This is a genomic window from Actinoplanes sp. URMC 104, from assembly GCF_051386375.1.
GTDB lineage: Bacteria > Actinomycetota > Actinomycetes > Mycobacteriales > Micromonosporaceae > Actinoplanes.
In genome coordinates this window covers 1,316,932-1,337,150 of record NZ_JBPQTO010000011.1, presented here as the reverse complement: position 1 = coordinate 1,337,150, position 20,219 = coordinate 1,316,932, and the positions used below count along the sequence as shown (strand labels likewise).

The 20,219-nt window shown below is 73.7% G+C and carries 21 protein-coding genes and 1 pseudogene; 14 read left to right on the top strand and 8 right to left on the bottom strand.

Translation table 11 applies throughout. The annotated features are described in order from the left end of the window. Positions 1-71 precede the first annotated feature (71 nt). The 5 genes from ACSNN8_RS31930 to ACSNN8_RS31910 all read left to right on the top strand — a co-directional run bounded on the left by ACSNN8_RS31930 (position 72) and on the right by ACSNN8_RS31910 (position 6,206). On the top strand, positions 72-1,652 hold the full coding sequence (locus tag ACSNN8_RS31930; protein WP_436653689.1) for a DUF2334 domain-containing protein: 1,581 nt from the start codon (positions 72-74) through the stop codon (positions 1,650-1,652). Further along, positions 1,649-2,647: a glycoside hydrolase family 113 gene (locus tag ACSNN8_RS31925; protein ID WP_436653688.1), complete on the top strand. Its 999-nt coding sequence runs from the start codon at positions 1,649-1,651 to the stop codon at positions 2,645-2,647. Before ACSNN8_RS31930 ends, ACSNN8_RS31925 begins: the two co-directional genes overlap by 4 nt. A gap of 28 nt (positions 2,648-2,675) precedes the next feature. Then, positions 2,676-4,004 (top strand): glycosyltransferase family 2 protein, encoded by a 1,329-nt coding sequence (locus ACSNN8_RS31920; RefSeq protein WP_436653687.1) that lies wholly within the window; start codon positions 2,676-2,678, stop codon positions 4,002-4,004. A gap of 31 nt (positions 4,005-4,035) precedes the next feature. Further along, complete coding sequence (gene wecB / locus ACSNN8_RS31915; protein ID WP_436653686.1) at positions 4,036-5,208, top strand: non-hydrolyzing UDP-N-acetylglucosamine 2-epimerase; 1,173 nt, start codon at positions 4,036-4,038, stop codon at positions 5,206-5,208. Between the two features lie 122 nt (positions 5,209-5,330). Then, entirely contained in the window at positions 5,331-6,206 is an 876-nt protein-coding gene (locus ACSNN8_RS31910; protein ID WP_436653685.1) for a hypothetical protein, read from the top strand. A gap of 54 nt (positions 6,207-6,260) precedes the next feature. On the opposite strand, the gene ACSNN8_RS31905 is transcribed toward ACSNN8_RS31910, so the two are convergent. The 6 genes from ACSNN8_RS31905 to ACSNN8_RS31880 all read right to left on the bottom strand — a co-directional run bounded on the left by ACSNN8_RS31905 (position 6,261) and on the right by ACSNN8_RS31880 (position 10,462). Continuing rightward, the gene (locus ACSNN8_RS31905) at positions 6,261-6,746 is read right to left on the bottom strand and encodes a hypothetical protein (protein ID WP_436653684.1); all 486 of its coding nucleotides are present in this window, start codon (positions 6,744-6,746) and stop codon (positions 6,261-6,263) included. Then, positions 6,743-7,255, bottom strand: coding sequence for a SigE family RNA polymerase sigma factor (locus ACSNN8_RS31900; protein ID WP_436653683.1), 513 nt, complete (start codon positions 7,253-7,255; stop codon positions 6,743-6,745). Before ACSNN8_RS31900 ends, ACSNN8_RS31905 begins: the two co-directional genes overlap by 4 nt. A gap of 116 nt (positions 7,256-7,371) precedes the next feature. Beyond that, the gene (locus ACSNN8_RS31895; protein WP_436653682.1) at positions 7,372-8,286 is read right to left on the bottom strand and encodes a TIGR03619 family F420-dependent LLM class oxidoreductase; all 915 of its coding nucleotides are present in this window, start codon (positions 8,284-8,286) and stop codon (positions 7,372-7,374) included. Positions 8,287-8,376: 90 nt separating this feature from the next. Next, positions 8,377-8,985 carry a dihydrofolate reductase family protein gene (locus ACSNN8_RS31890; protein ID WP_436653681.1) on the bottom strand — a complete coding sequence of 203 codons (609 nt, stop codon included), beginning with the start codon at positions 8,983-8,985 and terminating at the stop codon, positions 8,377-8,379. Positions 8,986-9,048: 63 nt separating this feature from the next. After that, positions 9,049-9,759, bottom strand: a complete 711-nt coding sequence (locus tag ACSNN8_RS31885; RefSeq protein ID WP_436653680.1) for a cellulose binding domain-containing protein — start codon at positions 9,757-9,759, stop codon at positions 9,049-9,051. Between the two features lie 43 nt (positions 9,760-9,802). Next, the gene (locus ACSNN8_RS31880) at positions 9,803-10,462 is read right to left on the bottom strand and encodes a GntR family transcriptional regulator (protein WP_436653679.1); all 660 of its coding nucleotides are present in this window, start codon (positions 10,460-10,462) and stop codon (positions 9,803-9,805) included. A 321-nt stretch (positions 10,463-10,783) separates the two neighbouring features. Between ACSNN8_RS31880 and ACSNN8_RS31875 the strand changes: the two genes are divergently transcribed. The 8 genes from ACSNN8_RS31875 to ACSNN8_RS31840 all read left to right on the top strand — a co-directional run bounded on the left by ACSNN8_RS31875 (position 10,784) and on the right by ACSNN8_RS31840 (position 17,965). After that, positions 10,784-11,488, top strand: a complete 705-nt coding sequence (locus ACSNN8_RS31875) for a 4-carboxy-4-hydroxy-2-oxoadipate aldolase/oxaloacetate decarboxylase (protein ID WP_436653678.1) — start codon at positions 10,784-10,786, stop codon at positions 11,486-11,488. Further along, a complete protein-coding gene (locus tag ACSNN8_RS31870; RefSeq protein WP_436653677.1) occupies positions 11,485-12,543 on the top strand; it encodes a PrpF domain-containing protein in 1,059 nt (352 codons plus the stop codon). Before ACSNN8_RS31875 ends, ACSNN8_RS31870 begins: the two co-directional genes overlap by 4 nt. Beyond that, positions 12,540-13,502 carry a VOC family protein gene (locus ACSNN8_RS31865; protein WP_436653676.1) on the top strand — a complete coding sequence of 321 codons (963 nt, stop codon included), beginning with the start codon at positions 12,540-12,542 and terminating at the stop codon, positions 13,500-13,502. Before ACSNN8_RS31870 ends, ACSNN8_RS31865 begins: the two co-directional genes overlap by 4 nt. Then, positions 13,499-14,278: a DUF1932 domain-containing protein gene (locus ACSNN8_RS31860; RefSeq protein WP_436653675.1), complete on the top strand. Its 780-nt coding sequence runs from the start codon at positions 13,499-13,501 to the stop codon at positions 14,276-14,278. The genes ACSNN8_RS31865 and ACSNN8_RS31860 overlap by 4 nt, the downstream gene beginning before the upstream one ends. Further along, positions 14,275-15,306, top strand: a complete 1,032-nt coding sequence (locus ACSNN8_RS31855) for an amidohydrolase family protein (RefSeq protein WP_436653674.1) — start codon at positions 14,275-14,277, stop codon at positions 15,304-15,306. Before ACSNN8_RS31860 ends, ACSNN8_RS31855 begins: the two co-directional genes overlap by 4 nt. Positions 15,307-15,337: 31 nt before the next feature. Continuing rightward, on the top strand, positions 15,338-16,453 hold the full coding sequence (locus ACSNN8_RS31850; protein WP_436653673.1) for a winged helix DNA-binding domain-containing protein: 1,116 nt from the start codon (positions 15,338-15,340) through the stop codon (positions 16,451-16,453). A gap of 109 nt (positions 16,454-16,562) precedes the next feature. Next, entirely contained in the window at positions 16,563-17,123 is a 561-nt protein-coding gene (locus ACSNN8_RS31845) for a quercetin 2,3-dioxygenase (RefSeq protein WP_436653672.1), read from the top strand. Continuing rightward, a complete protein-coding gene (locus ACSNN8_RS31840; protein ID WP_436653671.1) occupies positions 17,120-17,965 on the top strand; it encodes an alpha/beta hydrolase fold domain-containing protein in 846 nt (281 codons plus the stop codon). The genes ACSNN8_RS31845 and ACSNN8_RS31840 overlap by 4 nt, the downstream gene beginning before the upstream one ends. A 10-nt stretch (positions 17,966-17,975) precedes the next feature. Here the strand turns inward: ACSNN8_RS31840 and ACSNN8_RS31835 are convergent, their stop codons facing one another. Together ACSNN8_RS31835 and ACSNN8_RS31830 are read right to left on the bottom strand one after the other, a co-directional pair. Then, complete coding sequence (locus tag ACSNN8_RS31835; RefSeq protein WP_436653670.1) at positions 17,976-18,527, bottom strand: GNAT family N-acetyltransferase; 552 nt, start codon at positions 18,525-18,527, stop codon at positions 17,976-17,978. Between the two features lie 409 nt (positions 18,528-18,936). Continuing rightward, a complete protein-coding gene (locus ACSNN8_RS31830; protein ID WP_436655606.1) occupies positions 18,937-19,455 on the bottom strand; it encodes a hypothetical protein in 519 nt (172 codons plus the stop codon). On the opposite strand from ACSNN8_RS31830, the pseudogene ACSNN8_RS31825 reads away from it, so the two are divergent. Further along, positions 19,342-19,925: pseudogene (locus tag ACSNN8_RS31825) on the top strand (PP2C family protein-serine/threonine phosphatase). The gene ACSNN8_RS31830 and the pseudogene ACSNN8_RS31825 sit on opposite strands and share 114 nt — an antisense overlap. The last annotated feature ends 294 nt before the right edge of the window (positions 19,926-20,219 follow it).

Genomic DNA, 20,219 nt, shown 5'->3' with positions numbered 1-20,219 from the left:
GGGCGCGCCATTCGGCGGCGGTGTTCTCCTTTTCTTCCCTTCTTGTTGTCGCGCTGGCAACAGTGGTCTTCGTGCCGCAATCCTTTCGCGGCGGCGCCGATGCGGAGCCGCGTACGGCGTCCGCCGGTGGCCTCGCGCGACCGAATTGGATCTATCCGGCGGCGACCGGTCTGCCCCTGCGGTACGCGAACGGCGGGGCGAGCGGCGCCGGGCTGAGGACGGCGACCCGCACGCTGGTGCTCTACGGCGGCGCGGCCGAGGTGAGCGCGACGAAGCTGGCGAACCTGGTCTCGCATTTCGGAGGCTGGACGGCCCGGCCGGTGGCGACGTACCGGACCGGCGAGGTGGCGGCGTACAACGCGGTGTTCTACGTGGACGGACCGGCCGGCGCGGCCCCGCCTCCGGCGTTCCTCGACGACGTGCTGCGCACCTCCCGCCCGGTGATGTGGGTCGGCGGGGACATCGGACAGCTGAGCTCCCGCGGCGGCGCCGGATGGACCCGCCGGTACGGCTTCGTCCCGCAGGGCACGCAGGCGGGCCCGTTCGCGCGGGTGGACTACAAGGGCACGGCGCTGCCGATGAGCTGGGCCGCGGACATCGGCATCACCCGCGTCCGGATCACCGACGCCGGCCGGGCCACCGTGCTGGGCACCGCGGTGCGCACGGACGGCGACTCGCTGCCGTGGGCGGTCCGGTCGGGCAACCTCCTGCACGTCGCCGAGAACCCGCTGCCGTACATCGCCGCGGACAACGACCGCTACGTGGCGTTCGCCGATCTGCTGTTCGAGGCGCTGGCGCCCGGCACGGCGCAGCGGCACCGGGCGCTGATCCGGCTCGAGGACGTCGGACCGGCCGCCGATCCCGCACAGCTTCGGGCGGTGACCGACTACCTGCACGGCCAGGGCATCCCGTTCAGCGTCGGCGTCTTCCCTGTCCACCGCGACCCGAACGGAAAGGCGGGGGACGCGACGATCCGGCTGTCCGAGCGCCCGCTGCTGGTCGAGGCGCTGCGGCATGCGGCCGCGTCCGGCGGCACCGTGCTGATGCACGGCTACACCCACCAGTACGCCGACGCGGCCAACCCGGGCGACGGGCTCAGCGGCGAGGACGCCGAGTTCTACCGGTGCCACCTCGACGCCCGTCACCAGTCGTGCGTGCTGGACGGGCCGGTGGCCGAGGACTCCACGGACTGGGCGCTCGGGCGTATCGACCGGGGCCTCGAGGAGCTGCGCCGGGCCGGCCTGCCGCGACCCTCCATCTTCGAGTTCCCGCACTACATGGCGTCGCCGTCGGCCTACGCCGCCGCGGGCTCCCGGTTCCCGTACCGCTACGAGCGTTCCCTGTACTTCCCCGGGCTGCTGTCGCGGCAGCCGATCCCCGACGCCGGGCGGGAATGGCAGTTCTTCCCGTACGCCGTCCGGGACGTCTACGGCGCGACGGTGCTGCCGGAGAACCTGAACTACGTCACGAGCACCGGCGACTCGATCCCGGGCATGCTGGACGCCGCCCGGGCCAACCTCGTCGTGCGCGACGGCGTGGCGAGCTTCTTCTACCACCCGTTCCTCGGCGTCGGCGAGCTGCCGCGGCTCGTGGACGGCCTGCGCGCGATGGGCTACACGTTCGTGTCCCCGGCGGATCTGGTGGCGTCGTGAGGCGCGGCCTGGCGGCGGCCGTCGTCGCGGGCGGCGTGGTGACCGCCGTGACGCTGACGGCCGGGCTCGTCCGCGACGACACGCGGCACCGCGGCTTCGCCCTGCCGACGTACACGGCCGACGGCTACCGCAGCCCTCAGGCCGTACGGCATCTGCACGAGATCGCGGCGACCGGCGCCCGCTGGGTGCAGTTCAACCCGACCTGGTACCAGCACGGCACTCGCGGCGCCACGATCGCCGCGTCGGCGGACACGCCGACCGACGCGGCCCTCGAGCACATCGTCGCGGCCGCGCACCGCGCCGGTCTGCAGGTGCTGCTGAAGCCGCTGCTCGATCTGGACGACGCCGGATACCGCGGCACCATCCGCCCGGCCGACCCCGCGGCGTGGTTCGCGTCGTACACCGCCTTCATCGGCCACTACGCCGACCTGGCGGCGCGGCTGGACGTGGCCGAGTTCGCGGTGGGCACCGAGCTCGCCGGCGTCTCCGGCGACCGCGCCCGCTGGCTGCGGGTCATCGAGGCGGTCCGCTCCCGCTACGGCGGCCGCCTGATGTACGCCGCGAACTTCGACGAGTACCGGCAGGTCGGCTTCTGGCACGCCGTCGACCTGATCGGCATCGACGCGTACTGGGAGCTCGGCGACCGTCCCACCACCGACGCGGACGTCCTGCGCCGGGCGTGGGAGCCGGTGGTGCGCGAGCTCGCGGCGCTGAGCGCCCGCACCGGGCGTCCGGTCCTGTTCACCGAGGCCGGCTACACCAGCCGCCGGGGCAGCACGACCGCGCCCTGGGACTGGACCACGGGCCGCACACCGGATCAGGCCGAGCAGGCCGCGGCGTACGAGGCCCTGCTCGCCGCGCTCAGCGACCAGCCCTGGTGGGCCGGGGTGTTCTGGTGGTGCTGGGACGTGCCGCCGGCGCGGACCACCGACCCGCTCGGCTATTCCCCTCGCGGCAAGGCCGCCGAGGCCGTCGTCCGCCGGTGGTGGACGTGACCCGACCCGACCCGGCACCGGAGGAACGATGATCTGGATGCTCCGCTTCGCCGCCGTCATCCCGTTCCTGCCGATCCTGTCCTTCCTGGTGTACGGCGTGCTGGCGCTGGCCGCCGAGCGCCACCGCAAATACGCCGCGGGCCCGCCGGCGGCCACCGCGGACGACTTCCTGTTCGTGTTCGTGGTGCCCTGCCTCAACGAGGAACTGGTGATCGCCGCCAGCCTGGACCGGCTGCTCGCGCTGCCCGGCCGCGCCGTGAGCGTGCTGGTGGTCGACGACGGCTCGGACGACGCCACCGCCGCGATCGTCACCCGGTACGCCGAGCGCGACCCGCGCGTCCGCCTGCTGCGCCGGCGGGCCCCGGATGCGCGCAAGGGCAAGGGCGCGGCCCTCAACGCGGCGTACCACCACCTGCGCTCGGTGCCGCCGGCCGGCGCGTCCGGCTACGACGACGACCACATCCTGGTCGTCGTGGTCGACGCGGACGGGCGGTTGCAGCCGGACGGCCCGGCCACCGTGGCGCCGCTGTTCGGCGATCCGCGGACCGGGGCCGTGCAGGTCGGCGTCCGGATGTACAACCGCGCCTCCGGCCGGCTGGCCCGCATGCAGGACATGGAGTTCCTGGTCTTCACCGAGATCTTCCAGCGTGCCCGGCACCGCTGGGGCAACGCCGGGCTCGGCGGCAACGGGCAGTTCGTGCGGCTGTCCGCGCTGCGGTGCCTCGGCGACGACCCGTGGACGCACTTCCTCACCGAGGACCTCGACATGGGGCTGCGGTTGCAGGCGCGCGGCTGGCGCACCGGGTTCACCCCGGCGACGTACGTCAGCCAGGAGGGCCTGGCCACCCTGCGCCCGCTGGCCCGCCAGCGCACCCGGTGGTACCAGGGCCATCTTCAGTGCTGGTACCGGATCCCGGAGCTGCTGGGCTGCGGGCGGCTCTCCGCCGGCCGCACCGTCGACCTGATGGTCTACCTGGTCTCGCCGATCACGGTGCTGCTCATCACCCTGTCCCTGGTCGCCTACCTCCCGCGCCAGGCGTACGTGCTGGTCACCCGCTTCGACGAGACCGTCGACGGCTTCCTGGCCCACCACGGCCTGCTGCTCTGGTGGTACCTGCTGGTGTTCGGCGTGATCCCGCTGATCGGCACCATCTACTGGCGTGCCTGCAGGCGCTCGACCGACGACGTGACGTTGCCGCAGTCGCTGTACTACGCGCTCCTGTTCTCCGTCTACGCCTACCTTTGGCTGCCCGTGGGCTGGCGCGCGACCGCCCGGCTCCTGCGCCGCGACGGCAGCTGGGCCAAGACCCTCCGCATCCCCGACCAGCCCGCCACCGTGCCGTCCGCCCGCACCTGAGGCTGCCCGCTGCCCGCCGAAAGGACTCCCCGTGCACCGGATCATGGCCGTTTACGGCACCCGGCCCGAAGCCATCAAGGTCGCCCCGGTCATCCAGGCGCTGCGCGCCGACGGCCGGTTCGACCTCGTCACCGTCGCCACCGCGCAGCACCGGCACATGCTCGACCAGGTCATCAAGCTGTTCGACATCGTCCCCGACGTGGACCTCGACATGCTGCGCCCCGGGCAGACCCTGCCCGGCATGACCCAGCACCTGCTGGCGGAGCTGGGCCCGGTGCTGCGCCGGCTGCAGCCCGGCATCGTGCTGGTGCAGGGCGACACCACGACCGCGTTCTCCGCCGCGCTCGCCGCGTTCTACGAGCGCCGGCCGGTGGCCCACCTCGAGGCGGGCCTGCGGACCGGCGACATCCGGGCGCCGTACCCGGAGGAGGCCAACCGCCGGCTCATCGCCACGCTCACCGACCTGCACCTGGCGCCCACGCCCACGTCCGCCGGGAACCTCGTGGCGGAGAACGTGCCGGCGGACTCCGTCGTCGTCACCGGCAACACGGTCATCGACGCGCTGCTGTGGGCGGTCGACAACTGCCACGGGTACGGCGATCCCGCGCTGGACGTCCTGGACCGCGACGAGGGGCCCGTGCTGCTCGTCACCGCGCACCGGCGCGAGTCGTGGGGCCGGCCGCTGCGCCAGGTGGGCGCGGCGCTGGCCGAGCTCGCCGCGGCCGAGCCGCAGCTGCGCATCGTCCTTCCCGTGCACCGCAACCCGGAGGTACGCCGGGCGCTGCTGCCCGCGCTCGAGGGCCGGCCCAACGTCCTGGTCGTCGAGCCGCTCGACTACGCCGGGTTCAGCCGCCTGATGTACCGCAGCGACCTCATCCTCACCGACTCCGGCGGCATCCAGGAGGAGGGCCCCAGCCTCGGCAAGCCGGTGCTGGTCATGCGGGACACGACCGAGCGCCCCGAAGGGGTGGACGCGCGCACCGCGCTGCTGGTCGGCACCGACCCCGCGGTCATCGTCCCGGTGGTGCGCACGCTGCTGCACGACTCCGCCGCGTACCGGCGCATGGCGAACGCGGTGAACCCGTACGGCGACGGCCGCGCCGCCGAGCGGGTCGTCGCGGCCCTCGCCCACTTCTTCGGCGAGGGCCCGGCGCCGGAACCGTTCCGCCCGGACGTCGGTTCCTCGCCCACCGGCAGCCGGTGAACGTCCATACGCCCTCCGCGCGCCGCCGTGTGTCCCTTGGCCTGTCGGCATTCCGGCACCCATCGACGATCGGCTATTGCTATGGTCGTCGCACGATCCATAGTGGACCGGATGGGGGAGACATGAGGAAGTCAGCAGGACTGGCGGCGACCATCGCCGGCGGCGTGGGGCTGGTGCTGAGCCTGGCCGTCGGGATCCCGGCCGCGTCGGCCGACCCGCTCACGCCGGGCGCGCCGGCGACGACAGCCGGACCGGGCAAGCCCGCGGTGCCGGACGTCAAGCCGCCGCTCGCGCCGACCAGCACGGTGCGTCCCGAGGCGGAACCGGCCGGCGGCGAGGCGGAGGTCACCTCGGTCACGACCTCCGGTGACATCACCAGGGTCAAGGTCTTCCAGGCGGCGCCCGGCGTGACCGCGAAGCAGCTGCACGCCAGGCTCAAGAAGGCCGGTGTCGCCGGCCTGCGCGACCCGGGCGCGCCCCGGACCATGTCGATCAACACCTGCACCTGGGGCAACGCGACGACGATCCAGTGCCCGCAGATCCACTGGGCGCGCAACGGCCACAACCACCCGCAGATCTACTTCACCGACCACACCAGCTCGGCGTGGCCGGTCACCGCGGCCGTGCCGGTCTGGAACGAGGCCCAGGGCGTCGACAGCTGGTACCGCTGGGCCAACTGCCCCACCACCTCGGGCATCCACTGCGTCCACGTCTACAACGACAGCTTCGGCACGACCGGCTGGGTCGGGCAGACCGACTACAGCTACAACACCAGCTCCCGCAACTTCGTCGACGGCTCCGTGTGGGTGTGGTTCAACGACTCCTACTCGACGAGCGCGGCCCGCAAGCGGAAGACGGCCTGCCACGAGCTCGGCCACGCGCTCGGCATGGGCCACAACTCCTCCACGGGCAGCTGCCTGGTCAGCGGCGACTACACCCCGTCCCGCCCGAACGCGAACGACTTCTCCCTGATCCGCGACATCTACGCGTCGTTCTGACCGAACCCGCAGCAGGGGCCCGCGATCCTTCGCGGGCCCCTGCGCCGTCCCCGGTCAGTCGCACGGCGCCGGCTCGCCGGGATACGGCGTGAACTCCACCGTCAGCGCCGGCTCGCCGCCCCGGAACGACGCGTGACCGGCATCCGTCAACGTCATCGTGCCGGTCAGGTAGTTCCCGTCCTCGCCGGCCGGAGCGGAGGGCGCCTCGCGCGGCGGCGCCGCCTGCCACCACCGGTCGTCGAAGCGGGCGTACCGGATGCCGCAGTGCACGTACAGCCGATGGGGGTACGGGGTCCCCGCGACGACGCCGGGCCGGGCGTCCCCGGTGCCGGCGACGGGCGGCGGGCTCGCCTCGGAGGCGGGCCAGACGAGCGCCGCGGCGGCCACCACCGCGACCCCGGCGGCGCAAGAGGCCACGGTCGTACGGATGCGGGCGGCTCGGGCGCGGCGCACCACCGGCTCGTGCAGGCCGGTCATCGGCGGCGGGTCGTCGGTGAGCGCCCGCAGTCCCCGGCGCAGGTCGTCCTCGAGCGGGTTCATCGCCGGTCCTCCAGTTCGCGGGTGGTCCATCCGGTGGCCTCGCGGCGCAGTTTCTCCAGCGCGCGCGACGCGATGCTGGTGACGGTGCCCGGCGGGCAGCGCAGGACGGCAGCGGTCTCCGCGACCGACAACTCGTCGAAGTACCGCAGCACGATCACCGCCCGCTGGCGCCGGTCCAGGCGGTCGAGCGCCCGCGCGAGCGCGTCGGAGGCCGCCACCCGGTCGGCGGCGTCCGGGGCGGCGGGCGGCACGGGCGCGGCCGTGGCCACCTCGCGGTGCCAGCGTCGCCGCCGCCAGGTGCAGAAGGTGTTGACCATGACCGTCCGGGTGTAGGCCAGCGGCGAGTCCCACTCCGCGTGCCGGTTCCACCGCCGGTAGACCTGCACGAGCGCGGTCTGCACCAGGTCCTCACCGAGGTGCCAGTCCCCGGTGAGCAGGCGCGCCGATTTCAGCAGCGCCGGGCCGGCTCCGGTGACGAAGTCACTGAAGTCGCGATCGTTGCCGCCCAACGTGATCCTCCGGAGTCGGCGGGACAGTCACCCCATATGACGACCCGGCCACGACATCCGCTGCGGTCCGGCGGAAAAACTTCCGTGGCCGAGCCGACCGGCAACGGTCCTGGTCACTACGCCTGGGTGTGGCGTGCCTGCAGGTCGGCCATCAGGCCCAGGTACTCGTCGAGGTCGTCCTGCTCGTGGTTCGCGAACAGCACGTGGTCGACGCCGGCCTCGGCCAGCCGCTTGAGGTCCTCGGTGATCTCGGCCGGCGATCCGCCCAGGTACGGGCGGCCGTCGCCCAGCGGGCCGGTGGTGACGGGCACGTTCGCGCGCACGGCCACGGTCAGCACGGCCGGGTCGCGCCCGTGCTCGGCGGCCGCCTCCCGGAAGGTCGCCGCAGCGGCCACCACCTGCTCGTACGTGAACGCGATCGGGTTGATGCCGTCGGCGAACCGGGCCGCGCGCCGGTGGCCGGCGTCGGAGTTGGAGCCGACCAGCACGGGCAGCCGCGCCTGCACCGGCTTCGGGTTGATCTCGGACGCCTCGATCCCGTAGAACCGGCCCTCGTACGCCACCGGGTCCGGTCCCCAACAGGCCCGCATCGCCGCCACGAACTCGTCGAAGCCCGCGCCGCGGCGCTGCAGCGGCACGTTGGCGGTGGCGAACTCCTGCGGCATCCAGCCCTGCCCGATCCCCGCGATGGCGCGGCCGTTGCTCAGCCGGTCGAGCGTCGCGTACTGCCGGGCCAGCACGACCGGCGGGTGGTACAGCGCATCGACCACGCTGGTGCCCAGCTTGATCCGCTCGGTCAGCGCCGCGACGTAGCTCAGCGTCTCGAGCGGCTCGTACGTCTCCCGGTAGTACTCCGGCAGCCGATGCACCTTGCCGTCCGGCCCGGGCAGGATCGGCGCCATCGGCCGCAGCAGCCGCTCGTACGTCCACACGGCCGCATAGCCGAGCTGCTCCGCCTCGCGAGCCACCCGGGCGATGTTTCCCACGGAGGCCAGCGGCCCCGATGTCGGCAGCGCAATCCCCAGATCCACGTCGGACTCCTCCCGTCGTCGCGCCCTTTCCCGTGACTACCAGACCCTCGCACGCCACCGGCTGACGGAAATCCGACGCTCAGCGTCCGCTCAGCCACCCGGAGACGCTTCCCGGCCGTGGCGGTGGAGGGCGGGGCGGTAGACGAGCTCCTGGGTGCGGCCGTCGAGGGTGCGGCTCTCCAGCAGCTCCAGGTCGAAGTCCTCGGCGCCGCGCAGGACGGGGCTGGTGCCGCTGCGGCCGGAGATGACGGGGAAAATCGTCAGCTGCAGGCGGTCGACCAGGCCGGCGGCCATCAGCGCGCGGTTGAGCGACAGGCTCGCCTGCGAGCGCAGCGGCACGTCCGACTCGCGCTTGAGGCGGGTCACGACGTCCACGGCGTCGCCGCCGGCGATGGTCGCGTCGGGCCAGCCCAGCGTGTCGGTCAGCGTGGACGAGATGACCGTCGCGGGCGCGCGCATCGTCCGGACGTTCCACTCGTCGAGCGCGTTCAGGTCGGCGCCCGAGGTCATGATCTCGGCCATCTCCCGGAAGGTGGTCGCGCCGTAGACCATCCGCTGCTCGGTGTCGAACAGGGCGGCGCGGTGCTCGAGGAGCTCGGGGCCCTGCTTGCTCCAGTAGCCGCCCCAGTCGGCGCCCTCGGCGTACGAGCCGTAGCCGTCGAGGGTGGAGAAGACGTCCCACGTGTAGACAGCAGTCATCGTCGTGCCTCCTTGTCGGTCTGTGCCCCCACTACGAACGGGCGGCAGCCGATCCGACAGGGTTCAGCGATCGCAGGCGAGGACGAAATCCCCGGGCGGCGTGCCGGTCGCGACGAGCATGCCGAAGGTGGCCGATCCGCCGGGCGGCACGGCGCCGTTGTACGAGGCGTTGCGCACCGTGACGGCGGCCCCGTCCTGCTCGGCCACTCCGTTCCACAGGGTCTGGAGGCGCTCGTCACCTGCCCAGCGCCAGGAGACCCGCCACGCGTCGAGCGGCTCGGCGTTCACGTTGCGCACGGTGATGGTGGCGACGAAGCCGCCGGCCCAGGCGTTGCCGATCGTGGCCGTCGCGGTGCAGACCGGCAGCGCCGCGGTGCGCACGGACCCGGTCGCATAGGGATCGCGGACGTCCCCGGCGCTGAACCGGAACCAGTACGTCGTGTCGGGGGTCAGCCCGTCGAGGGCGACCTTGCCGTAGCGCTCCGGCCCGGACACCGCCTCGGCCACCGGGTTCTGCCACTGCCGGGCGTCCTCGGCCGCGGCGAACAGGGTGACGGTGATCGGCGGGTCGTAGCCGCAGGGCGGCGCCATCAGGATCGAGTAGCTGATCGTCACGCTGGTGGCGGTCACCGCCGAGGGGATGCCGCTGACCGGCAACGCCGGTGGGCACGCGGGGGTGGGCGTGGGCGCCGGGGTGGCCGCGGGGCCGGGGCCCGCTACGAGCAGGGCCAGCGCCGCGGCCGCGCCGCCGAGGGCAGCACTGAACGGGGGCATGGCCGTCACTATATATTGCTGAGCGTCGATTCGTGGGGGTGTTCTACCGGTCGGCGGTCAGGCCGGCGTGGTAGGGGATCGGGGTGGCCGCGACGGCGGCGAGCGCCTCCAGCACGCTGGACAGGTGGGCGCGCATCGCCTGCTCGGCCCGCTCGGGGTCCCGGGCGCAGACCGCGTCGATGATCGCCAGATGTTCCGGCAGGGACACCGACGGGCGGCCGGGGACCAGCGACAGCCGGAACTGGTGGCGGACCATCTGCCCGTTGAGCTGCTCGATGATGCGGATCGCGGTGGCGTGCTGGGCGATCGCCCGCACCCGGCCGTGCAGCTGCGCGTTGAGCTCCGAGTAGCGCAGCATGTCGCGGCTCTCGACGGCCGTGGTCATCCGGTCGCCGAGGGCGCGCAGCTCGGCGATCTCGGCGTCGGTGATCCGCTCCGCGGCGCGCGCCGCCACCAGCCCCTCCACGGACCGGCGGATCTCGGTGATCTCGATCGCCTCGCCGACGGAGATCTCGCGGACCCGGGCGCCGCGGTTGGGCTGCAGCTCCACCAGGCCCTCGTTGGCGAGCCGGGTGAGCGCGTTGCGCAGCAGGAACCGGCTGGTGGCGTACCTCTCGGTCAGCTCGTTCTCGATGAGCCGCTGGCGGGGTGCGTACTCGCCGCGCAGGATGGCCGCCCGCAGCTCGTCGAAGACGTCGCTCATCGCCGGACCTGCCCGGGGGCGGAAGGCGCCACCATCTCGTCGGTACTCCTCGTCGGTTCTCCCGGAGACGGCGGCCACCGCCGGCCCCGCCCTCGCGCCATCGTAAGCTCGCCGTCAGCCGCCGCCGGGACGGTGGCCCGGTCATCGGCGAGCCGTCGCGGTGGATCCGGCCGGCGGTCCAGGTCTGCGGGAACGTCCGCACGGGCCTTTGCGGCGCGAGAGATTGTTGACAATCTTGTCGACAGGCTCTTACGGTGGGCCGAGACCGAGAGGACTGACCATGTCTGTCGATTCCCTCCCGCCGAGCCGGGACTGAGCGGCATGGCGGATCACTACGTCGTGCGCGAGATCGACCGGGCCGCCCCGGGCACCGTCAGAGCGCTGCGGGACGCGGGCGTGGCCACGGCGCACGAGGCGGCCGGCCGCATCGGGCTGCTCGACGCCACGATCCGGGCGCGCCAGGACGGCGTCGCGGTGGCCGGCCCGGCGATCACCGTCTCCTGCCACCCGGGGGACAACCTGATGATCCACGCCGCGGTGGAGGTGTGCCGGGCCGGTGACGTGCTCGTCGTGACCACCACGTCGCCGTCCACCGACGGCATGTTCGGCGACCTGCTGGCCACCTCGTTGCAGGCCCGCGGGGTCGTCGGGCTGGTGATCGACGCCGGGGTGCGGGACCTCGCCGACCTGCGCGCGATGGGCTTCCCGGTGTGGTCGCGGGCCGTGCACGCACAGGGCACGGTCAAGGCCAGCCCCGGCTCGGTGAACGTCCCCGTCGTCGCGGCGGGCCAGATCGTCCGGCCCGGCGACATCGTCGTCGCCGACGACGACGGCGTGCTCGCCCTGCCCGCGGCCGCCGGCGCCCGGGTGGCCGCAGCCGCGGCGAGGCGCCTGGAGAACGAGGCCGCCAAGCGCGAGAAGCTCGCCGCCGGGACGCTCGGCGTGGACCTTTACAACCTGCGCCCGCTGCTGGCCGAGCTCGGCGTCCGCTACGTGGACCGCCTGCCGGACGAGAGCGGCTCATGAGCCACGACGCCGACGGCGTGCGGTGCATGCAGATGCGCGGCGGCAGCTCCAAGGGCGCCTACTTCCTCGCCGCCGACCTGCCCGCGGACGCCGCCGAGCGCGACGACCTGCTGCTGCGCATCATGGGCTCGCCCGACGAGCGGCAGATCGACGGCCTCGGCGGCGGGCACCCGCTCACGAGCAAGGTGGCGGTGGTGAGCCCGTCCACCGGCGACGCCGACGTGGACTATCTGTTCCTGCAGGTCGTGCCCGAGCGTGCGGTCGTCACCGACGCCCAGACGTGCGGCAACCTTCTCGCCGGGGTCGGGCCGTTCGCCGTCGAGCGCGGGCTGGTCCCGCCGGCCGGTGACACGACGCCGGTGCGCATCCGGATGCTGAACCCCTCGGTCTCGTACGCGACCGCGCGGGTGCAGACCCCCGACGGCCGGGTCCGCTACGACGGCGGCACCGTGATGGCGGGCACGCCGTTCCCGGCCGCGCCGGTCGAGATCGCCTTCCCCGGGTCGGGCGCGCCCGTCTTCCCGACCGGGCGGCTGCACGACCGGCTGGCCGGCGCCGACGTCACGTGCGTCGACGCCGGCATGCCCGTGGTCGTCGTCCGGGCGGCCGATCTGGGCCTGGCCGGCGACGAGCCGCCCGAGGCCCTGGAGGCCGACGACGAGCTCCGGGGCCGGGTGGAGGAGATCCGCCGGGCGGCCGGTCCGGCCATGGGCCTGGGCGACGTCCGGGATCTGACGGTCCCCAAGGTCAGCATCGTGTCGCCGCCCCGGCACGGCGGCACGGTCACCACGCGCACCTTCATCCCGCGCCGCGTGCACGCCGCCATCGGCGTGCTGGGCGGGGTCTCGGTCGCCGTCGCGGTACGCGCCGCAGGCTCGTCCGAGGTGGACGGTTCCTTGGTCCGCATCGAGCATCCCACCGGCACCTTCGACGTGTCGGTCGAGCTGGACGGCGACGGCCCGGAGGCCCGCCTGCGCAGCAGCGCCGTCGTGCGTACCGCCCGCAAGTTGTCCGACGGCCTGGTGTGGCCGAGAACCCGAGAGGCAGCGCGATGAGCCACGACCCCGAACGCCGCCGCGACATCGCCCACGTGGGCCCGATCGAGCTGCGCACCCCGGTGCTCGACGAGTCCGCCGACTTCTTCGTCCGGCTGATGGGCCTGCGCGAGGTGCGCCGCGACGACGCCTCGGTTTATCTGCACACCTGGGACGACTACCAGTCCTGGACAGTACGCCTGGTGCAGCACGACGCGGCGGGCATCGGCCGCACGTATCTGCGCGCGGCGAGCCCGCAGGCCCTCGAGCGCCTGCGGACCGCGGCCGGCAGCACCCGTACGGTCAAGGACGTTCCCGGCCTCGGCGAGGTTGCTCTGTTCACCGACCCGGACGGCCACGAGTTCGGCCTCTACTGGGACGTCGACTGGTACCGCGCCGACGACACCGACCGGCCGGCGCTGAAGAACCAGGCCGCCGCCTATCCGGGACGCGGCGCGAACCTGCGCCGCCTCGACCACGTCAACTACCTGACCGCCGACGTGCCGGGCACCGCGGCGTTCCTGGGCGACGTGCTCGGCGCCCGGTGCACCGAGCAGATCGTCAAGGACGACGGCAGCCCGCAGGCGATCTGGTACAACGTCGGCAACAAGACCTACGACCTGGTCTACACCGAGGACTGGACCGGCACGCGGGGCCGGCTGCACCACATCGCGTTCGCCACCGACACCCGCGAGGAGATCCTGCGCGCCGCCGACGTCTGCCTCGACGCCGGCGTGCACATCGAGACCGGCCCGCACAAGCACGCCATCCAGCAGACCTTCTTCCTGTACGTGTGGGAGCCCGGCGGCAACCGCGTCGAGCTCTGCAACGCGGGCGCCCGGCTGATCCTCGCCCCGGACTGGCGGACGATCAGCTGGACCCGCGAGGAGCGCGCCAGGGGACAGGCCTGGGGCCTGAAGACCATCGAGTCGTTCCACACCCACGGCACGCCGGTCGTCGACATCGATCCGGCCCCGTGAGCGTCCGGATCGCGGTGCTCGGCCTCGGCGAGGCCGGCGGCGAGATCGCCCGCGACCTGGTCGCCGCCGGGGCCGACGTGCGCGGCTTCGACCCGCGCGTCGCGCCGCCGCCGGGCGTGGACCCGCGGGCAGGCGACGCGGACGCCGTCCGCGACGCCCAGCTGGTGCTCAGCGTGAACAGCTCGCACGACGCGCTGCCGGCGCTCACCGCGTCGCTGCCGGCACTGGTGCCCGGCACCGTCTGGGCGGATCTGAACACCGCCGCCCCGCACGTGAAGACCGCCCTGGTCGACCGGCTGGCCGGGCACGACGTGCGGGTCGCCGACGTCGCGCTGATGGCGCCCGTGCCCGGCAAGGGCCTGCGCACCCCCATGGTGGTCTCGGGCGAGGGCGCGCAGCGGTACGCGGACATCCTCGCTCGCCTGGGCGCCGACGTCACCGTCCAGGACGGTCCGGCGGGCGAGGCGATCTCGCGCAAACTGCTGCGCAGCGTCTTCTACAAGGGACTGGCGGCCGCGGTCGTGGAGGCCCTCGCCGGGGCGGAGGCGGCCGGCTGCGCGGACTGGCTGCGCGCGAACATCGCCGCCGAGCTGGCCGGGTTCGACGCCCGCACGATCGACCGGCTGGTCGACGGCACCCACCGGCACGCCCGGCGCCGCGCCGACGAGATGAGTGCCGCCGCCGACCAGCTGCGCGAGCTCGGCGTCCAGCCGCGCGTGGCCGCCGCCGCGCGGGACCTGCTCATCGAGCTGCGGGACGGGGGACCACACACATGATCATCGACTGCCACGGCCATTACACGACGGCGCCGCCCGCCCACACCGCCTGGCGCGACGCGCAGGTGGCGGCGTTCGAGGCCGGAACCGCGCCGCCGCCGTACCCGCGGATCCCGGACGACGAAATCCGCGAGTCGATCGAGGGCAGCCAGCTGCGGCTGATGGCCGAGCGCGGCATCGACCTGACGATCTTCTCCCCGCGCGCCTCGGCGATGGGCCACCACATCGGCGACGGGAGCGTCAGCGCCGCCTGGGCCCGCGCGAGCAACGACCTGATCGCCCGGGTCGTGCAGCTGTACCCGCGCAGCTTCATCGGCGTCTGCCAGCTGCCGCAGTCGCCCGGCGTCCCGATCGCGCACTCGGTCGCCGAGCTGCGCCGCTGCGTGCTCGAACTGGGCTTCGTCGGCTGCAACCTCAACCCCGACCCCAGCGGCGGCCACTGGACGGCGCCGCCGCTGACCGACCCCGGCTGGTATCCGTTCTACGAGGCCATGGTGGAGCTGGACGTGCCCGCCATGGTGCACGTGTCGGCGGTGACCAACCCCAGCTTCCACGCCACCGGATCGCACTACCTCAACGCCGACACCACCGCGTTCATGCAGTTCCTGCAGGGCGACCTGTTCGAGCAGTTCCCCGGGCTGCGCTTCGTCGTCCCGCACGGCGGGGGAGCGGTGCCGTACCACTGGGGCCGCTTCCGCGGTCTCGCCGACATGCTCGGCCGCCCGCCGCTCGAGGAGTCGGTGCTGGGCAACGTCTTCTTCGACACCTGCGTCTACCACCAGCCCGGCATCGACCTGCTGTTCGACGTCATCGACTCCGGCGCCATCCTGTTCGGCTCCGAGATGGTCGGCGCCGTGCGCGGCATCGACCCGCGCACCGGCCACCACTTCGACGACACCCGGCGGTACGTGGAAGCCCTGCCGCTCACGACCGAGCAGCGGCAGCAGGTCTACGAGCACAACGCCCGCCGGGTCTATCCCCGCCTGGACGCCGCGCTCCGCGAAGTGCCTCCCCGGCGCGGCCGATAGCCTGGGGTGTCGGGTCGCCGGAGGGAGCAGCATGGTGGAGCTGACCTGGGATCGGGTGCTGTCGTGGCGGATGCGGCGGCAGCACCTCGACCGGCCGGAGGGCACGACCGCCGAGAGCATCGTCGGGCGGTTGTGCGGGGTCCAGGCGCAGGTCGCCTCGGCGGCCGACCAGGCGATCGCGGCACGCCTGCCGGCACCCGTGCGGGGTGAGGCCGCCAAGGCGCTCGACCGCCGCAAGCTCATCAAGGTGTGGGCGATGCGCGGCACCCTGCACCTGCTGACGGTGGCGGCCGCCCCCGACTGCCTGAGCCTCGTGGCGGCCGCCCGCACCTGGGAGAAGGCGTCCTGGCAGAAGACGTTCGCCACCGCCGGCCAGATCGCCGCCATCGCCGACGCCACCCGCGAGGCCCTGGACGGCCGGACCCTGACCCGCGAGCAGCTCGCCTCGGAGATCGTGCGGCGCACCGGCGACGACTCGCTCGCCGAGCTGCTGGGCTCCGGCTGGGGCGCGGTGCTCAAGCCGCTGGCCTGGCAGGGGCTGCTGTGCAACGGACCCAGCGACGGCAACCGGATCACCTTCACGAGCCCGCGGACCTGGGCCGGAGGCTGGGCGGGCCTGCCCGAGCCCGGCGAGGCGGCGCAGCGCGTGATCCCCGCCTATCTGGGCGCCTACGGCCCCGCCACGCCGGCCTCCTTCGACCAGTGGCTGCTGCGCGGCGGCTCGAAGAAGGCGTCACTGAAGGCCTGGTTCGCCTCGCTCGTCGCCTCCGGCGTGCTCACCGAGGTGTCCGTGGACGGCGTCGCCGCGTACGCCCGCACGGAGGACGTCGACGACCTCGCCGCCGCCGAGCCGGTGCCCGGCGTCCGCCTGCTCCCCGCGTTCGACCAGTTCGTGCTCGGGCCGGGGACCAGGGACGAGCACGTCGTCCCGCCGCAGCGGCGCGCTCTGGTCAGCAAGGCGGCGGGCTGGATCTCCCCGGTCGTCGTGGCCGGCGGCCGGGTCGTGGGCGTCTGGGAGCAGGACGACGACGACAAGGTGAGCGTCACGCTCTTCCCCGAGGCGGGCGACATCGCCGGGGAGCTGCGGGCCGAGGCGGACCGGATCACGGGCGGCGCCGGCCGGCTGGTGGTCGATCGCCTGCCGTAGGCGGCGCCGCACGGTCGGTGTTTCCCTTCCGGTGAACGGCACGCCCCCTGGCGCGGACGGGCCCTGCGGCGCACGGTGGACCGAGCAGCGACGCCTGAACGGAGAACCCATGAGCTTCGCGTACGTGGCCCGCCCGGAAAAGCCGGCGTGGTCCGGGGTGCTGCCCGGCAGCCCGCAGCCGTACTTCCTGCGCAAGGGCGAGGGGGAGCACGCCAAGCTGTTCACCGACACGTTCACGGTGATGCTCAGCGGCGACGAGACCGGCGGGCAGTTCGGCATGTTCGTGGCCAACTGCCCGACCGGCGACGTCATCCCGGCCCACGCCCACGACGACACGCACGAGACGTTCTACATCGTCGAGGGCCGGGTCCGGGTGTACGTGCAGCTGCCCGACGGCGAGAAGACGTCCCGGCTGCTCGGCGAGGGCGACTTCGGGTTCGTGCCGGCCGGGGCGGCGCACGCGTACCGGGTGGAGGCCGCGGCGCGCATCCTGGGCGCGGCGACCGGCGGGTTCGAGCGGTTCTTCCAGCAGATGGGCACGCCGGCGGACACCGTCGACATGCAGTCGCCGCCGTTCGTGCCGGACATGCCGCGCATGCAGGCGGCGGCGCGGGCCCACAACATGCGCTTCCTGCCCGGCTTCGAGTGGCCCGAGGCCGAAACCCCGTGACCGCCCCGGCCCACGAGGCGCCGCTGCCCGCAGCGGTCGCCGGAGCCGACGGCGTACGGGTGCTGCACGGCGTCCCGTACGCCTCGCAACCCGGCGTCCGGCCGCTGGAGCTCGACCTCTACCTGCCGCCCGGCACGTCCGCGCCGCCGCCCGTCGTGGTCTTCCTGCACGGCGGCGGCTGGCGCGTGGGCAGCCGCCACTCCGCCGGTCCCGCCTTCCGCGCGGCCGTACCGTCACCGTTCGAACGCGTCGCCGCGAGTGGTGTGGCCGTGGCCTCCATCGACTACCGGCTCTCCGGTGAGGCGCACTGGCCGGCGCAGCGCGACGACGCCGAGGCCGCGGTGCGCTGGCTGCGCACCCGTGCCGGCGAGCTCGGCGTCGACGGCGCCCGCATCGCCGCGTGGGGCGAGTCGGCGGGCGGTCAGCTGGCCGCGATCCTCGGCCTCACCGGCGACCGCATCGCCACGGTCGTGGCCTGGTATCCGCCGACCGACCTGGTGGCGCTCCCCGGCGACGCCGGCGCCGACCCCGCCGCCCCCGACTCCCGCGAGGCGCAACTGCTCGGCGCGCCCGTGTCCGCCGTACCGGACCTGGCCGCCGACGCCAGCCCGGTGTCCCACGTGCATGCGGGCGCGCCGCCGTTCCTGCTGCTGCACGGCCGCCACGACCGCCTGATCCCGTGCCGGCAGAGCGAGCGCCTGCGCGACGCCCTCACCCGCACCGGCGCGCCGGTGACCCTCGAGACGTACGACGGCGCGGACCACATGTGGCTGGGTGCCCCCGACGCGGCCGGGTGGGCGCTCGACCGCACCATCGACCACCTCGCGCGCCACCTGTCGTGACCCTGAAACCTTACGGCGGGCTCCGGTGGGCCATCACCACCCGGTCGGCGTCGTGCCAGCCGAGCGGCCCGCTGCCGAGGCGCTCCCAGCCCCGCCGCTCGTAGAGGCGCACGGCAGGCGTGTCGAACGGCCAGGTCACGAGCCAGGCGTACGGGGTGGTGCGGTGGCGCATCAGGCGGTCGAACAGCTGCGACCCCCGTCCCGAGCCCTGCCACCGCGGCGCCACGATCAGCCAGCCGACCGCCCATTGCGCGTCCAGCAGCGGACGATCCGCCGGCGCGACCGCCGTGGTCGCCCTGCCCATCCAGCCCGTGGCCGAGAGCGGAGGCCCCTGATAGCCGTAGCAGAACCCGCCCAGCTCGTCCCCGGCCCACAGCTCCACGGCGGCGAAGCCCTCGGCCGCCAGCTCGCCGTCGAGCTCGCGCCCGAACGACCGTGCCTCGTCGTCGCCCTCCCGGAACGGCGGCTCGGCCATCGTCTCGCGGTAGAGCTCGACGTAGCGGTCGCGGCGCCCAGCGACGTCGCCGGGCCCGGCCTCGGCGAAGCGGAGATCGTGTGTCACGCGCAAGCCCCTCTGTCCGACGCCGGAGGGGCTCACCGTACCGGCATGCCGGCCGGGCCCGCACCACCGTTGCGGGAGCGGAGCGCCGGGACGAGGCTGTGATTGAATCGGCGGCCGGACCGGCCTAGGTACTCGGCAATGAGGGCCGGCCGGTCGACAAAGGGAGAGGGTCGCGGTGGGTGCTCTCGAGGCGGTGCGGCAGCTGGTCCGCCAGGGCTACCGGGCCCGGCCGGAGGACCTGGCCGACATGGCGATGCAGGCCGCCCCGCTGCTCGGGGTGACCTCCCTGGTGATCTACGTGGTCGACCACCAGCAGCGCGAGCTGCTGCCGCTGCTCGGCGACCTGTCGCCGGCCAGGCGGCCGCTGTCCGTCGACGGGACGCTGGCCGGGCGCGCCTACAGCACCCTGTCACCCGTACGCGGTCAGCAGGACACCGAACAGGTGGTCTGGGTGCCGCTGCTCGACGGCAGCGAGCGCATGGGCATCCTTCAGGTCACCGCGGACGAGCCGCTGACCGACGAGGCCCTGGCCGACTGCGCCACCATCGCTGCGATCGTCGGGGAGATCGTGGTGACCTGCGACCTCTACAGCGACACCATCGAACGGCTCCGCCGCCGCGAACCGATGCGCCTGGCCGCGGAGATGCTGCGCGCCCAGCTCCCGCCGCTGACGTTCGCCACCGGCCGTACGGTGATCGCCGGCGTCCTCGAGCCCTGCTACGACGTCGGGGGTGACGCCTTCGACTACGCGGTCAACGGCGACACCGCACACCTGGCCCTGTTCGACGCCGTGGGCCACGGGTCCGCCGGCGGCATGCGCGCGGTCGTGCTGGCCTCGATCGCCATCGCCGCCTACCGCAACGCGCGCCGGGCCGGCCTGGACCTCACCGCCACCTACCACCGCCTCGACGAGGCGATCCGGGTCCACGACCGCACGGGCATGATCACCGCGGTGCTCGCCGAGCTGCAGCAGGACACCGGCGTCCTGCAGTCATCTCCGCCGGCCACCCCAGCGGGATCGTGCTGCGCCACGGGCGCGTGGTCACCGTGCTGCCGACCCCGACGGCCCTGCCGGTCACGCTCGGCGACCGCCGGCCGCCCGTCATCATCCAGGAGGCCCTCGAACCCGGCGACCAGGTGCTGCTCTACACCGACGGCATCACCGAGGCCCGCGACCGCGAGGGCGCTTCGTTCGGCCTCGACCGGCTCGTCGACTTCGCCCAGCGCGCGTCCGCCGACCACCTGCCCGCCGCCGAAACCGCGCGCCGCCTGGTCCACGCCATCCTCAAACACCAGGACGACTGTCTCCAGGACGACGCCACCGTCCTCCTCCTCCAGTGGCACGGCCCCGACCCCCACCCGGCGGAGTCCTCAGCAGACCCGTCCAACCCGTCCTGACCGACCCGTTCCATTCCACCAGCAGCCCATTCGACCCGGCCCTTTCGACCCGGGCTCTTCGGCCCGGTCCTTGCGACCCGGGCTCTTCGGCCCGGTCCTTGCGACCCGGGCTCTTCGGCCCGGTCCTTGCGACCCAGCCCTTGCGACCCAGCCATTCGACCCAGCCATTCGACCCGGCCTGTTTGATTCGGCCCATTCGGCCTGCCAAACCAACCCGCGTGTTCGACCCGGCTCGTTAGGACTTGGTCCGTTAGTCCCGGCTCCTTCGGCTCGGTTTCGTCCGTCCCGGCCCGT

What these genes read in the sequence shown, in the direction of transcription:
- ACSNN8_RS31920 (WP_436653687.1), top strand. Translation starts at nt 2,676, where the DNA reads ATGATCTGGATGCTCCGCTTCGCCGCCGTCATCCCGTTCCTGCCGATC.
- ACSNN8_RS31910 (WP_436653685.1), top strand. Translation starts at nt 5,331, where the DNA reads ATGAGGAAGTCAGCAGGACTGGCGGCGACCATCGCCGGCGGCGTGGGG.
- ACSNN8_RS31905 (WP_436653684.1), bottom strand. Translation starts at nt 6,746, where the DNA reads ATGAACCCGCTCGAGGACGACCTGCGCCGGGGACTGCGGGCGCTCACC.
- ACSNN8_RS31890 (WP_436653681.1), bottom strand. Translation starts at nt 8,985, where the DNA reads ATGACTGCTGTCTACACGTGGGACGTCTTCTCCACCCTCGACGGCTAC.
- ACSNN8_RS31885 (WP_436653680.1), bottom strand. Translation starts at nt 9,759, where the DNA reads ATGCCCCCGTTCAGTGCTGCCCTCGGCGGCGCGGCCGCGGCGCTGGCC.
- ACSNN8_RS31880 (WP_436653679.1), bottom strand. Translation starts at nt 10,462, where the DNA reads ATGAGCGACGTCTTCGACGAGCTGCGGGCGGCCATCCTGCGCGGCGAG.
- ACSNN8_RS31875 (WP_436653678.1), top strand. Translation starts at nt 10,784, where the DNA reads ATGGCGGATCACTACGTCGTGCGCGAGATCGACCGGGCCGCCCCGGGC.
- ACSNN8_RS31870 (WP_436653677.1), top strand. Translation starts at nt 11,485, where the DNA reads ATGAGCCACGACGCCGACGGCGTGCGGTGCATGCAGATGCGCGGCGGC.
- ACSNN8_RS31865 (WP_436653676.1), top strand. Translation starts at nt 12,540, where the DNA reads ATGAGCCACGACCCCGAACGCCGCCGCGACATCGCCCACGTGGGCCCG.
- ACSNN8_RS31855 (WP_436653674.1), top strand. Translation starts at nt 14,275, where the DNA reads ATGATCATCGACTGCCACGGCCATTACACGACGGCGCCGCCCGCCCAC.
- ACSNN8_RS31850 (WP_436653673.1), top strand. Translation starts at nt 15,338, where the DNA reads ATGGTGGAGCTGACCTGGGATCGGGTGCTGTCGTGGCGGATGCGGCGG.
- ACSNN8_RS31845 (WP_436653672.1), top strand. Translation starts at nt 16,563, where the DNA reads ATGAGCTTCGCGTACGTGGCCCGCCCGGAAAAGCCGGCGTGGTCCGGG.